This is a genomic window from Frigoribacterium sp. Leaf263 (genome assembly GCF_001422285.1).
Classification (GTDB): Bacteria; Actinomycetota; Actinomycetes; order Actinomycetales; family Microbacteriaceae; genus Frigoribacterium.
Window position 1 is genome coordinate 609,238 of sequence record NZ_LMMO01000001.1, and the last position, 13,352, is coordinate 622,589.

Below are 13,352 nucleotides of genomic sequence, written 5' to 3' on the forward strand. Positions count from 1 at the left end.
GGGGCAAGCCTACCGACGACCGGGTGCGGAGCGGGCGTACGGTGTGAGCGTGAGCAAGGCACGGATCGACGACGCGGCGGGGGCCTCCGCCGTGCGCGAGGCCACGGCCGCCGTCGACGCGGGCGAGACCGCTCCGCGGATGGTGACGGCGACCGCGGTCCGCTGGCTGCTGCAGGTCATGGCCGACGCCGAGCCGGGTGCCACCGTGGAGGTGCGGGTCCCGCCGTTCGGAGCCGTCCAGTTCCGAGAGGGGCTCAGTCACACCCGGGGCACGCCGCCGAACGTCGTCGAGACGGACGCCGCGACCTTCATCCGGCTCGCCGTCGGCCGCCTCACCTGGCCCGACGCCGTCGCCGGGGCCCTCGTGTCGGCATCGGGCAGCCGGGCGGACCTCACCGGCTACGTGCCCGTCCAGCTGCCGGGACTCCGCTCGGAGTGAGCTCGACGCGGGGTGTCGTTCGACGCCGAGAAGGCTGAGCGACGGATCGGCGGCGGTCTGGGAGACTTACCGGGTGACCAACGCCCCGGACCCCTCGCAGCAGCCCGACCCCGTTCAGCCGGTCGAGCCCTCCGAGCCGGTCGCGCCTGCCGAGACGGCCGCGCCGGCCGAGCCCGCAGCCCCCGTCGAGCCGGTCGAGACCGCGTCGCACGACGAGGTGACCGTGCGCCGGGCGCCGAAGTACCCCGTCTTCCTGATCATGGGGGCGCTCGCCGGCGTCATCGTGTCGCTGATCGTCACCTCGCTGTTCCCCTTCGACCAGGGGCAGGGCGTGGCATCGACCTACGGCTACTTCTCGCTCTGGGGTCTGACCTTCGGCGGGGCCATCGGGTCGCTCGTCGCGATCATCGTCGACCGCGTCTCGGTCAAGCGCGCCAAGTCGGTCACCGCCGAGCGCAGCCGTGTCGACGCGCCCGACGAGCCGCCCCTCGAGGGCGACGTCGAGGCGTAGGCCCGCACCGCGCCTCCTCGGCTCTCCGGTTCCCGCTACGTGCCGTTCGCACGGCGCAGGGGGCTGAGCGGCTCGGCCCGCCATGCGCCCGTTCGCGGGGCGGAGGCGGCTGAGGGCCTCGGCCCGCTACGCGCCGTTCGCGCGGCGCAGGCGGCTGAGCAGCTCCGGCCCGCGGGCGTCGAGCGATCGGCCACCGCGGTCGATGCCGACGAACAGCAGCACCGTGCCGAGCACGACGCCGACCGCGAGCGTCAGCCAGCCGAACAGCATGTCGCCGGTGACCAGCGCGATGATGGCGAGCACGATCTCGGGGATCGCCAGGGCGAACGCGATGATCCAGACCAGGTAGGTGATCAGGGCCGTCGTGAGGGTCGCGCCCTGCGGCGACTTGAACGGGCTCTCGCCGGCGGCGGGCACCGGCAGCAGGAACCTCGTCGACGCGACGCTCGAGACGCCGTACCCGGTCAGCATGATGCCGAGTCCGAGGCCGAGCAGCACGGGCACCAGGTCGAGCCGGTCGAGCACGATCAGCGGGACGACGGTGGCGAGCACGACCAGGGGCACGGAGAACAGCGACAGCGTCAGCACGCGACCGGCGCGGTCGGCGCGGCCCGAGACTCCGGTCGAGAGGTGCGCGGCGAAGGCCGTGCCGTCGTACGAGATCTCGGCGGTGAGCGTGATCATCAGCAGCGCGGCGATGGCGGGGCCGATCGCGTAGAGCATCCAGTCGCTGTCGGTCGTGATCGCGAGCACCACGGCCATCACGGGGATGAGCGGCACGGTGATGAGCGAGCCGCCGTAGCGCGGATCGCGCAGCCAGTAGACGGCGGCCCGGGCTGCGACCGCGCCGGTGGGCGTGGCCGGGAACCAGCGGAACGGTCCGAGGCCCTTGGCTGAGGACCCCGTGTCGGCGACGGGCGGGGCGAGGAGGGCCGAGGCCAGCCCGCGCCTCCAGAGCAGGAGGAGGAGCGCGAGGGTCGCGAGGGCGATCCCCGCCTTGGCGAGCGCCTCGAGACCTCGGCCGGCGGCGAGGTCGCCCGGGATCGACCACGCGGCGCCGAGCGGGGTGAACGACAGGGTGCGGGCGATCGTCGGCAGATCGGCGCTGAACGTCGCGAGCCCCTGCCCGGCGGCGATGAGGATCGGCCCGGCGAGGATGACGGGGATGAACACGAGCACGCCCATCAGCTCGCGGTAGCGGCGCTTCGAGCCGAGCGACGAGGTCAGCGACTCGACCGTGCGCGACGCGGCGACGCAGGTCAGCACGCCGACGACCGCGCAGAACGGCGCCGCGACGAGCGCGATGGGGTCGCGCAGCCAGCTCAGGGCCGTCGCGACACCGGCCAGGGCGGTCACGATCCCCGGGATTCCCAGCACCCCGCAGATCAGCAGGGCGACGAGGAGGCGCCCGGCCGGGATCGGGAACGACCGCAGCTTCTCGATGCTCAAGGTCTGGTCGATGCCGCGCAGCACGAGCGGGACGATCACCCAGCCGAGCACGAGCACCGAGCCGCCGAGCACCGCGGTCGTCCAGGCCACGCCCTCGGGCGCGAACGACAGGGCGACGAGACCGGCGACGACGAACGCGAGGATGCCGAGGCCGTAGAGCGCCCCGATGATCGCCGCGACGAGCTGCCAGGTGCTGCGCGTGAACCCGTTCAGCATCACCCGCCAGCGGAGTCTCAGGAGGTGCGCAACCACGACGGCCCCTCGTTGTGACGTCGACCGCCGACCAGCTCGACGAACCGGTCTTCGAGCGTGGACCCGGCACGCACCTCGTCGGTCGTGCCCTCGGCCAGCACCCGGCCGTTCGCGACGACGGCGACGTGGTCGCACATGCGCTGCACGAGGTCCATCGAGTGGCTCGACACGATGACCGTGCCCCCGCCGTCGACGTAGCCGTGCAGGATGTCGCGGATGTTCGCGGCCGAGATCGGGTCGACGGACTCGAACGGCTCGTCGAGCACGAGGAGGCGCGGCGCGTGCACCAGGGCGCAGGCCAGCGCGACCTTCTTGGTCATGCCCGCCGAGTAGTCGACGACGAGCGTCCTGCCGGCCTCGCGCAGGTCGAGGAGGTCGAGCAGGTCGCCCACGCGCTGCGCGGTCGTCTCGCGATCCATGCCGTTGAGCAGCCCGTGGTACGTGACGAGCTGCTCGCCGGTGAGGCGGTCGAACAGCTTGATGCCGTCGCTCAGCACGCCGACCAGGGCCTTCGCCCGGGTTGGGTCGGACCACACGTCGTGGCCGAGCACCTCGATCGTGCCGGCGTCGGGACGCAGCAGACCCGTCGCCATCGACAGCGTCGTCGTCTTGCCGGCGCCGTTCGGCCCGACGAGCCCGTAGAACGAGCCCCGCGGCACGGTCAGCTCGACGCCGTCGACGGCGGCCTTCGCGCCGAACGACTTGCGGAGACCGGTGAGGCGCAGGGCCGGCTCGGCCGGCGCGGACTGCGCTGCGGATACCGCCGGTGCGGTCTGCGGGGCCTGCGCCGCCGGTGCGGCGGGTGCGGCGGGCGAGGCCTCCGCGGCCGGTGCGGCGGGCGGGGCGGGCGGGGTCACGGGAGGAGGCGCGGCATCCGTCATGCGGTCAGCCTAAGGAGACCGACGGGGTCGCGACCACCGCCTCCCGGGGGAGATGCGGGGTGAAGACGACCCGCGCCTCCTCGGTGGGGAGGAGGCGCGGGTCGGCACGGTCGCGGGCGACGGCTAGCTGAGCTGGTTGGCCTCGACCCAGGCGAGGTACTCGGGGCTGACCGTGCCGGTGACGTACTCGCCGGTGAAGCAGCTCATCTCGAGCTCGGTGACGTCGCTGCCCTCGATGATGGCCGCCTGCATGTCGGCCACCTCCTGGTAGATGAGGTGGTCGGCGCCGAGCTCGCGGGCGATCTCGGGGATCTTGCGGTCGTGGGCGACGAGCTCGTGACGGGTCGGCATGTTGATGCCGTACACGTGGGGGAACCGCACCGGGGGAGCGGCGGAGGTGAACGTGACCTCGTTGGCGCCGGCGGCCCGCGCCATCTCGACGATCTCGCGCGACGTCGTGCCGCGCACGATCGAGTCGTCGACGATGAGGATGTTCTTGCCCTTGAACTCGCTCGACATCGCGTTGAGCTTCTGGCGCACCGACCGCTTGCGCTCCGCCTGCCCCGGCATGATGAACGTGCGACCGACGTAGCGGTTCTTGTAGAAGCCCTCGCGGTACTCGATGCCGAGCTTCTGGGCGACCTGCATGGCGGCTGGCCGCGACGAGTCGGGGATCGGCATGACGACGTCGATGTCGCCCGTCGGCGCGTACGTCGCGATCGTGTCGGCCAGGCGGTTGCCGAGACGCAGACGCGCGTCGTAGACCGAGATGCCGTTCATGATCGAGTCGGGGCGCGCGAGGTAGACGTACTCGAACGAGCAGGGGATGAGGCGCGGGCTGGCGTGGCACTGCTTTGACACCATCTGGCCGTCGAGCGAGATGAAGACGGCCTCGCCGGGCGCGACGTCGCGGACGATCTCGTAACCGCCCGACTCGAGCACGAGGGACTCGGAGGCGGTGATCCACTCCTCGCGGACGCCGTCGGCGGCGAGACGGCGACCGAGCACGAGGGGCCGGATGCCGAACGGGTCGCGGAACGCCAGCAGACCGTGCCCGGCGATCATGGCGATCGCGGCATACGAGCCCTGCACCCGGTCGTGCACGCGGGTGACGGCGGCGAAGATCTGCTCGGGATCGAGGTCGCTGCCGTTGACCTGCTCCTGCAGCTCGTGGGCGAGCACGTTCACGAGCAGCTCGGTGTCGCTGTTCGTGTTGAGGTGGCGGCGGTCGACGTGGAACAGCTCGCTCGTGAGCTCGCGCGTGTTCGTCAGATTGCCGTTGTGGATGAGGACGATGCCGTACGGGGCGTTCACGTAGAACGGCTGCGCCTCTTGTTCGTTGCTCGCCGCGCCCTTGGTGGCGTAGCGCACGTGACCGAGGCCCATCGTGCCGAGCAGGGCTCGCATGTCGCGGGTGCGGAAGCCCTCGCGCACCTGACCCTTGGTCTTGTGGATGTGGAAGATGCCGCCCTCGGCGGTGGCGATCCCCGCGCTGTCCTGCCCGCGGTGCTGCAGCAGGAGGAGCGAATCGTAGACGAGTTGATTTGCTGGCTCGTGCGCGACGAGACCGACGATGCCGCACATGCGGATCTGGCTCCAGACCGTAGAGTTGGGGTTACCGCGTCAGTCTAGAGCGACACCGAATGGATGAACGAATGGCGACCTCCGCTGCCCCCTCGACCAGCGCCTCCTACGCCGCGGCAGGTGTCGACACGGCCGCCGGCGACCGCGCCGTCGAGCTGATGAAGGCCGCCGTGAGCGGCACTCACGGACCCGGCGTCGTGGGCGGCGTCGGCGGATTCGCCGGCATGTTCGACGTGTCGTTCCTGAAGTCGTACGACCGCCCGCTGCTCGCGACCTCGACCGACGGCGTCGGCACGAAGGTCGCCATCGCGCAGGCCCTCGACAAGCACGACACCATCGGGCAGGACCTCGTGGGCATGGTCGTCGACGACATCGTCGTGGTCGGCGCCCGCCCCATGATCATGACCGACTACATCGCCTGCGGCCGCGTCGTCCCCACCCGCATCGCCGCCATCGTCGAGGGCATCGCCCGCGCCTGCAGCGAGACGGGCACCGCCCTCGTCGGCGGCGAGACGGCCGAGCACCCGGGTCTGCTCGGCCCCGACGACTACGACGTCGCCGGCGCCGCGGTGGGCGCCGTCGAGGCCGACCGGCAGCTCGGGTCGCACCTGGTCGGCGACGGCGACGTCGTGCTGGCCCTCGCCTCGTCGGGTCTGCACTCGAACGGCTTCTCGCTGGTCCGGCACATCCTCGCGTCGCGCGACCTCGGCTACACCGACACCGTCGACGAGCTCTCGGGCACCCTCGGCGAGGCGCTGCTCGAGCCCACCCGGCTCTACACGTCGCCGCTGCTGCGCGTGCTCGACGACCCGGCGCTGGCCGGAGCCGTGCACTCGCTCAGCCACGTCACCGGCGGAGGCATCGCCGCGAACCTCGCCCGCGTGCTGCCGCGCGGCTCATGGACCGAGGTCGATCGGTCGACCTGGTCGCCGGCGCCGGTGTTCCGCGTGCTGAGCGAGCTGGCCGGGTCGACGCTCGAGTCGAGCGAGGGCACCTGGAACCTCGGCATCGGCATGATCGCCGTCGTCTCGGCGGCGCAGGCGGCTCAGGTCGAGGCGGCGCTGACGGCCGACGGCATCGAGACGTGGCGGGTCGGCACGGTCGCGACGGCGACCCGCGACCTGACGGGCTTCGAGCAGGGCGCCAAGGGAGTCGACGGAGGCGCGGTGCGTCTGGTCGGGGCCTACGCCGGCTGATCGCCCGGTCGCGTGATGCGACGACGCCCGGTCCGCAGTCGCGGGGCGGGCGTCGTGCTGTGCTTGGAGTGACGCGCGGCGTCGGCGCCGCCTCGCGCCTGGGGAGGCGCGTCGTTCGCGAGGGACCTAGGAGGTGCGGCGTGCGCCGAGCACGCAGAACTCGTTGCCCTCGGGGTCGGCGAGCACCACCCACGACACGTCGGAGGTCTGGCCCACGTCGGAGCGGGTGGCGCCGAGCTCGAGCAGCCGGGCGACCTCGGCGTCTTGGTCGTCGGGTCGGAAGTCGAGGTGCAGGCGGTTCTTGAGGGTCTTGCCCTCGGGTACGCGCACGAAGAGCAGCCCCGGCAGAGAGTCGGGGCTGCTGCGGATCTCGGGTTCGTCGTCGCCGACGGGGGAGACCACGACCCAGCCGAGGGCTTCGGCCCACCAGTGCGCGAGGGTCGCGGGCTCGAGGGCGTCGACGACCACCTGCTCCCACTCGAGAGCGGGGCGGGTGCTCGCCGGATCACCCTGGCGACCCGAAGCCGTGGCGTCGGGTGTCGAGGAGTCGTCGACCGTCATGACAGAGGAGGCCTAAGCGGTCTTGTTCTGGTCGTGATCGGCGTCGTATTCGTCGTCGAAGTCGTCGGCCCACTTGTCGACGTAATCGTCGCCGGAGTCGCTCTTGGTAGCCAGCTCTTTTTCGAGTGCACCGTAGTTGGTGTCAGGGCTGAAGTACTTCAGCTCTCTGGCGACCTTGGTGTGCTTGGCTTTTTGACGGCCGCGCCCCATGCGTGACCCCCTCTGAATTCGGCCCGGAAGCGGTGTCGGACGAACCGGGTACAGCCGACTGATGACAGTTGCAAAACTGGACCGATCTTAGCATGTACCCCATGAGCCGACTGTGCGTCGGGCGGGGGTCATCGTGGGCCCGGTCGGGGTCTGTCACGATGGCAGGAGACACCGTCGGGTCAGCGAAGCTCACGACGCCCGACGAGAGGCGTGATCATGACCCCAGCGACACTGCGCGCTTCGTGGGCGAGCCGGACCATCGCGATCGTCGCCCTGGTCTTCTACGGCCTCGGTGTCGCGCTCGTGGCCTTCTGGCCGTCGCCGGTCGACCAGGGCGCCCGCCCGCTGATCCTGCGCGGCCTGGCGCTGCTGCACCGCCGCGGCATCCCCGAGTCGTTCGACTACGCCGCCCTCGAGTTCGCGGCCAACATCGCCTTCTTCGTGCCGTTCGGTCTGATCGTCGTGCTGCTGGTCGGCGGCCGCCGGTGGTGGCTCGGCGTGCTGGTCGGCTTCTCGGGCAGCGTCGTCGTCGAGCTCGGGCAGCACTTCTTCCTGCCGTCGCGGTTCGCGACCGTCGACGACGTCATCGCGAACACCGCGGGCGCTCTGCTCGGGTCGATCGCCGGCGTGGTCGCCCTCTGGGCACGCCGCTCGAGCCGGATGGCGAGGAGGCGCGCGCAGCTGGAGCGCCGCCGGTCGCGCGAGCGGGTCGGAGCGTCGGCGTAGCGGCGTTATACACCTGAAGGATGAACTTGCGGCCCTCGTTGCGGGGCCAAGCGTCTGCATTTGCGGGCAAAAGTTCGGAAACGGTCGACGCCTATGTGAGGATATTGACGGCCCAACGTGACGATTCTTCGCGGGGCGAGAGCCGTTTCAGGCCTTCTCGCTGCGTATCTGGGCCGCTCTCGGGGGCCGTGCCATGGCGCCGGGTACCCGACCGACGACAGAAAGAGGCCGCCGCGTGGAGCTGCGTGACTACATCCGTATTCTTCGAAAAGGATGGATCCTGATCGTTGCCGTGACGTTGATCGGCGTCGCCGCAGGCGCTTTGGCGTCGATTCTCGCTACGCCGAAGTACGTGTCGTCGACCCAGCTGTTCGTCAGCGTCCAGTCATCCGACTCGAGCAGCGCGTCCGACCTCGTTCAGGGTGGCAACGCCGCTCAGCAGAAGGTCCGTTCCTACGTCGACGTCGTCACGAGCACGAGCGTCCTGACCCCCGTCATCGAAGATCTGGGGCTCGATCTGACGCCATCTGCTCTGGCGGAGCAGGTATCGGCTGAGTCGCCCCTGAACACAGTGCTCATCAACATCACTGTCGAGGACGCGAGCCCGCAGTTGGCGGCGAATATCGCGAATGCCGTCGGGACGAGCTTCGCCACCGTCGTCGCGGACGACCTCGAGTCGCCCGCTGGCAGCGGTCCCAGCTTGGTCAAGATCGCGACGATCGAGCCGGCGATAGCGGCTACTGCACCGTCGTCGCCCCGGACTTCGCTCAACCTCGCGCTGGGCTTCATCGTCGGTCTCGTACTGGGAGCCGGAATCGCAGTGCTGCGAGGAACGCTCGACACTCGCATTCATGGTTCTCACGATGTCGAGATGGTGACTGACGCGCCGATCCTGGGCGGCATCAGCTTCGATCCGGGCGCGAAGAAGCGTCCCTTGATCGTCAACGCGGATCCTCGCAGCCCCCGGGCCGAGTCCTTCCGATCGCTCCGCACGAACCTTCAGTTCGTCAACCTCGATTCGTCCTCGCGATGCCTCGTCATGACATCGTCCCTGCCCGGCGAGGGAAAGACGACTACCACCTCCAATCTCGCCGTGGCTCTCGCGGAGACGGGTGCGAGCGTCGCCGTCGTCGATGGTGATCTCCGTCTCCCTCGTCTCGCCGACACGATGGGCCTCGAGGGCGCCGTGGGGCTGACTGACGTCCTCATCGGGCGGGCGGATCTGCAAGACGTGCTGCAGCCCTGGGGTCGAGGGACGCTCTACGTGCTGCCCGCGGGGCGCATCCCCCCGAACCCCAGTGAGCTGCTCGGCTCCAAAGCGATGGTCGCGTTGCTAGAGTCCCTGACGGCGTCGTTCGACTACGTCTTGATCGATGCCCCGCCCCTTCTGCCTGTCACGGACGCTGCGATCCTCTCGAAGCTGACGGGTGGAGCCGTCGTCGTAGCTGCAGCTGGCCGGACTACACGAACTGAGCTGCAGTCGGCCATGCGGACCCTCGATCACATCGGCGGTCGAGTTCTCGGCGTCGTCATGACGATGCTCCCGACCAAGGGGCCTGATGCCTATGGCTACGGCAACTACGGCGCTTACTACGGCATGGACCAGGACAAGATCGACGGACCGAACGAGATGCCCAGCGCGACGCCGAAGACGCAGGTGAGATCGCGGTGAGCATGGCGTTCAGCTTCGATCGAACGCCCACCTCATCCCGATTCCGAGTGCTCACCGTCTGCACGGGCAACATCTGTCGCTCGCCGATGGCGGAGCAGTATCTCCGGGCGGGATTCGATCGGGCCGGATTGTCCGATGTCCTCGTCGAGAGTGCCGGCACCATGGCGCAAGACGGACAGGGTATGCCGGCGCAGGCCGAGGCCCTGGTGAGGCGTTTCGGAGCGGATCCTTCCGACCACCGAGCTCGATACCTGTTCGAAGGCCATGTGGCGGGGGCGGATCTCGTCTTCGGAATGGCGCGTGAGCACCGGCGAGCTGTCGTATCGCTCTTTCCGCGAGCCTCTCGCGTGTCTTTCACCCTCAGGGAGTTCGCCCGGCTGGCCGCAGGCATGACTGACGTCGATCTCGCTGATGCAGCCGCTCTTCCCCTGGATGACGTCGCCGGCCGCCTCCGCTCCGCAGTCTCGGCGGTCGCAGCGAGACGAGGGTTGGTCGAGCCGGCCGCGGACCCGATCGACGATGATGTCATCGATCCCTATCGCCTCGCCGACTCGGTCTTCGATGAGTCGGGACGACAGCTCGTTCCCGCTGCAGACACCGTGTTGAACTTGCTGACAGCAGCCGCGAAGATCACGAAGACAGGCGGAGGTGCCCTCGATGGCAGCTGACAAGCGACGCCGACGAGGTGCTCACAGGAACCGTCCTCTCCTCCTCGCGGCCCTGGCCGCCTTCGTCATCGTCGATGTCGGACTCGTGGCTCTGGCTCTGACGGGTGCGAACCATGACGTGGATTCGGATGCTGCGCCTCTCGTGCCGAGCGCGTCGTCAGCCGAGAGCCCGGAGGACGAGCCGACACCTCAGCCGACCGAACCCGACGAGGATCTCACCGCACCGACGTGGTTCTTGTCGGCCGTCGATGCGACAACGGCTTATCGCGCGAGCGCAGGCGCCTGCCCGGCGACGAGCCCGCCCGTGTTGCAGAAGAGCACGGACTCCGGCTCGACGTGGGTCTCGGCGGCTGTGACGACCGATCTGGCGTCTGTCTTCAGGGTGCAGGCTGTCGACTCGACTTACGCGTACCTCGTGGGACTTGGGGGTGAGTCGTGTGAGCCCGGGTTGACTGCGACGTACACCTCGGGTGTCGGATTCCAGACTTACCCGGACCGAGTCGAGTCGACGTGGTACCTCGATCCCCAGGACCTGACGAGCATTCAGAGTCCCGCTGGGCAGATGGACGTGCCCTGTGTGGATCCTGTGTCCATCGCGCCGACTGATGACAACGCCGCGGCACTGCTCTGCGCGGATCGGTCCGTGTTCCGCACGATCGATTCCGGAGCGACATGGGACGCAGGCTCTGACGTTCCAGGGGCAGCTGCCCTGGCGAGCACCGGCACCAGCTACGTTCTTGCGGCTCAAGGCGTCGCGGGCTGCACAGGCGTGAGCATCATCGGCCTCGGCACGGACGGCGACGAGCCCGTCGCCGTGGGGTGCTCCGGGGACCGGCCCGTAGCCAGCGCACCGAACCAGGAGTTGACCTTGTCGGCTGCCGCAGGCACCGTGTGGCTCGCCATCGGCGAGAGCGCGGCGGTCTCACTCGACGGTGGCGTCACCTGGTGAGACTGAAGCTCCGGTTTTGACCCGGCTCTTCTCGACTCGCTCACGTGGCGCTGGCGGGTCAGGGAGCGGAGTGATTTAGGCACCATGACGTCGCTCGCGCGTTGCTGCCGCCGAGTGATCTCCCCGGCTACTTGGCGATGACACCTCGGACGAGCGTCAGGATCTCCAGCATCTGTCGTCGGGCGAACAGCAGGTAGGTCCCTGCGTAGATGACCGCGAAGCTCAGGACACCGGCCCAGATTCCGACCTCGGTCATCAACCACGTCGCAACGAACCAGCTCAGGCCGAGCGCCGCCATCGCGATGCACCAACCCTTCACGTATTGCAGGATCCGATAGTCGATCACGCGGCGGAGGACGAAGAGACGGACCGGCCAGAAAGCGTATTGGCGGACGACGACCGCGATAGCGACGGCCATGACGCCGAACGGGCCTGCGAGGACGAGGAGGACCGTCCCGAAGGCCGTCTGCGCGACGCTGAGCCAGAACGCCGTCGACGCTCGGCCGACGGCGATGAGCACGGAGCGGTCGAAGATGAGCAGAGAGTTCAGTGCTCCGAGGAAGACCAGGATCTGCAGGACGGGCACGGCGGGTACCCACTGCGAGCCGAAGACGATGGGAATGATGACCCACGCGAAGGCCCCCAGGAAGGCGAAGACGGGCACCGTCGCGAGACTGGTCGTCGAAGTCAATCTGTACAGCAGCGATCGGAGTCTTGGACGATCGTCCTGGAGCTTCGAGAAGGCGGAGAGGCCGACATTGGAGAACACCGCCGTGAAGAGCTCGATGCAGAGAGAGATGATCCTCATGGCGAAGAAATACTGGCCGAGTGCTTCCACGCCGAGGAAGAGCGCGACCACGATTCGGTCTGTCTGCGAGTTCGCGAACGAGACGAGTTGAATCCCCAGAACACCCAGGCTGGTGTTCATGAGTTCCCGGAGACTGCGCCAGCTGAAGCCGAGGCTGACCGAGCGCCAGGCGGAGAGCCACACGAGCACGCCGCCGACGATCGCGAAGCCGAGCGTCTGGACGACAAGGGCCCAGACGCCGCCGCCGGCGAGAGCCACGGCGACTGCGGCGCCCCCGGAGACGAGAGTCGCCGTCGAGCGACGGATGGCCAGCGCTTTGAATCTCATGTCGCGCTCGAGCAGTGCAGCGGGAACGGACGAAAGGCCCTGAATGAAAAGTGAGATGGAGAGTGCCCGGATCACTCCAGCGACTTCCGGCGTACCGAAGAGTGAAGCGATCGCGTCGGCCGAGAAGAAGCTGGCGACGCCGAGGGCGAGGCCCAGACTGGCGCTGATCGTCAAGGCGGTTCCGATGTCACGTCTGGATAGCACAGACCGTTGGATCAGCGCATTTCCGAAGCCAGCATCCACGAACACCGTGACGAAGACGACGTAAGAGCTCGCCAGCGCGACCGCCCCGAAGTCCGACGGCGACAGGAGCCGGCCGAGGATGACGAAGACGACGAGGGTGAAGACCCGGGAGATCCACTTGTCCAGGAAGGACCAGAAGATGGATGTGCCGATCTTCCGCCCGAAGTCCTCTGGATTGGCTTGCGGTGCCGTGGGCATCGTCAGCCGAGCGTGGGGTAGAGAGTGATGACTCGTCTCGTCACATCCGCTAGAGCAGCGGCGAACTCGTCGCTGCGACGCTCGGGCTGAGGTCCGGGTTTTCTCGCGAGGAGCTTCTGCGCCTTGCCGAGATAGGTGTCGAACGCGGATCGACGGTATCCGCTCCGCAGATCTCCGGTGAAATGCCTGATGTGGTCGTCGAGCTCCGGCTCGAAGGTGTTGTTCCACGTCAACGGCATGCGGTCCGCCTTGGCGACCGTGCGATCGACGAAGATGAAGTTGCCGTTCTCGTACTTGAGACCGGCACGGTCTTCAGAGGAGATCGGGCGGGTCATCGAATCCAGGACAGTTGCGATGTAGCCGCGCGACGACTGACTGTTCCTGGCGAAGATGACGCCTGAATTGACGCGACCGGAGCGGCCCTCCGCGAGATAGAGGTCGCTCGAGCCGTCGGGCAGATCGGTCCGGAAGTCCGGTGCCTTGGTCCGGACGACGCAGTCGGCGTCGATGTAGCCCACCCAGTCCCTGCCGGAATCCAGACCGGCGGCCAGGAGCGGGACCTTCAACCAGGCGGCGATCGCCGGGTCGGTGACGAACGGCTTCGTCACGCAGACGTAATCGGCGCCGATTCGTTTCGCGTACGCCTCATGAGACCGTATGGCGGCCTTGTAGGACGTT

14 protein-coding genes are annotated in these 13,352 nt (G+C 68.7%); 7 read left to right on the forward strand and 7 right to left on the reverse strand.

Going from position 1 to position 13,352, the window contains the following annotated elements:
- Positions 1-49: 49 nt before the first annotated feature.
- Together ASF17_RS02830 and ASF17_RS02835 are read left to right on the forward strand one after the other, a co-directional pair.
- Positions 50-439 (forward strand): sterol carrier family protein, encoded by a 390-nt coding sequence (locus tag ASF17_RS02830; protein WP_055795590.1) that lies wholly within the window; start codon positions 50-52, stop codon positions 437-439.
- A gap of 73 nt (positions 440-512) precedes the next feature.
- Positions 513-950, forward strand: coding sequence for a hypothetical protein (locus ASF17_RS02835; protein WP_055795019.1), 438 nt, complete (start codon positions 513-515; stop codon positions 948-950).
- A 126-nt stretch (positions 951-1,076) separates the two neighbouring features.
- Here the strand turns inward: ASF17_RS02835 and ASF17_RS02840 are convergent, their stop codons facing one another.
- The 3 genes from ASF17_RS02840 to purF all read right to left on the reverse strand — a co-directional run bounded on the left by ASF17_RS02840 (position 1,077) and on the right by purF (position 5,116).
- Positions 1,077-2,651 (reverse strand): transporter, encoded by a 1,575-nt coding sequence (locus ASF17_RS02840; RefSeq protein ID WP_156357260.1) that lies wholly within the window; start codon positions 2,649-2,651, stop codon positions 1,077-1,079.
- Entirely contained in the window at positions 2,633-3,532 is a 900-nt protein-coding gene (locus ASF17_RS02845) for an ABC transporter ATP-binding protein (RefSeq protein WP_082474985.1), read from the reverse strand. The genes ASF17_RS02840 and ASF17_RS02845 overlap by 19 nt, the downstream gene beginning before the upstream one ends.
- A 123-nt stretch (positions 3,533-3,655) precedes the next feature.
- Entirely contained in the window at positions 3,656-5,116 is a 1,461-nt protein-coding gene (gene purF, locus ASF17_RS02850; protein WP_055795025.1) for an amidophosphoribosyltransferase, read from the reverse strand.
- 71 nt (positions 5,117-5,187) lie between these two features.
- Here purF and purM point away from each other — a divergent pair, with 71 nt between their 5' ends.
- On the forward strand, positions 5,188-6,312 hold the full coding sequence (gene purM / locus ASF17_RS02855; protein WP_055795027.1) for a phosphoribosylformylglycinamidine cyclo-ligase: 1,125 nt from the start codon (positions 5,188-5,190) through the stop codon (positions 6,310-6,312).
- A gap of 126 nt (positions 6,313-6,438) precedes the next feature.
- Here the strand turns inward: purM and ASF17_RS02860 are convergent, their stop codons facing one another.
- Positions 6,439-6,873: a VOC family protein gene (locus ASF17_RS02860; protein WP_162236408.1), complete on the reverse strand. Its 435-nt coding sequence runs from the start codon at positions 6,871-6,873 to the stop codon at positions 6,439-6,441.
- Positions 6,874-6,885: 12 nt separating this feature from the next.
- Positions 6,886-7,083 carry a DUF3073 domain-containing protein gene (locus ASF17_RS02865; RefSeq protein WP_055795034.1) on the reverse strand — a complete coding sequence of 66 codons (198 nt, stop codon included), beginning with the start codon at positions 7,081-7,083 and terminating at the stop codon, positions 6,886-6,888.
- 216 nt (positions 7,084-7,299) lie between these two features.
- Here ASF17_RS02865 and ASF17_RS02870 point away from each other — a divergent pair, with 216 nt between their 5' ends.
- The 4 genes from ASF17_RS02870 to ASF17_RS02885 all read left to right on the forward strand — a co-directional run bounded on the left by ASF17_RS02870 (position 7,300) and on the right by ASF17_RS02885 (position 11,098).
- The gene (locus tag ASF17_RS02870; protein WP_156357261.1) at positions 7,300-7,809 is read left to right on the forward strand and encodes a VanZ family protein; all 510 of its coding nucleotides are present in this window, start codon (positions 7,300-7,302) and stop codon (positions 7,807-7,809) included.
- Positions 7,810-8,044: 235 nt separating this feature from the next.
- Positions 8,045-9,481: a polysaccharide biosynthesis tyrosine autokinase gene (locus ASF17_RS02875; protein WP_055795040.1), complete on the forward strand. Its 1,437-nt coding sequence runs from the start codon at positions 8,045-8,047 to the stop codon at positions 9,479-9,481.
- 2 nt (positions 9,482-9,483) lie between these two features.
- Positions 9,484-10,149 (forward strand): arsenate reductase/protein-tyrosine-phosphatase family protein, encoded by a 666-nt coding sequence (locus ASF17_RS02880; RefSeq protein WP_082474986.1) that lies wholly within the window; start codon positions 9,484-9,486, stop codon positions 10,147-10,149.
- Positions 10,139-11,098, forward strand: a complete 960-nt coding sequence (locus ASF17_RS02885) for a hypothetical protein (RefSeq protein WP_156357262.1) — start codon at positions 10,139-10,141, stop codon at positions 11,096-11,098. The genes ASF17_RS02880 and ASF17_RS02885 overlap by 11 nt, the downstream gene beginning before the upstream one ends.
- A 127-nt stretch (positions 11,099-11,225) precedes the next feature.
- On the opposite strand, the gene ASF17_RS02890 is transcribed toward ASF17_RS02885, so the two are convergent.
- On the reverse strand, positions 11,226-12,674 hold the full coding sequence (locus ASF17_RS02890; RefSeq protein WP_055795049.1) for a lipopolysaccharide biosynthesis protein: 1,449 nt from the start codon (positions 12,672-12,674) through the stop codon (positions 11,226-11,228).
- A gap of 2 nt (positions 12,675-12,676) precedes the next feature.
- Positions 12,677-13,282, reverse strand: coding sequence for a hypothetical protein (locus ASF17_RS02895; RefSeq protein WP_055795051.1), 606 nt, complete (start codon positions 13,280-13,282; stop codon positions 12,677-12,679).
- Positions 13,283-13,352: the final 70 nt, after the last annotated feature.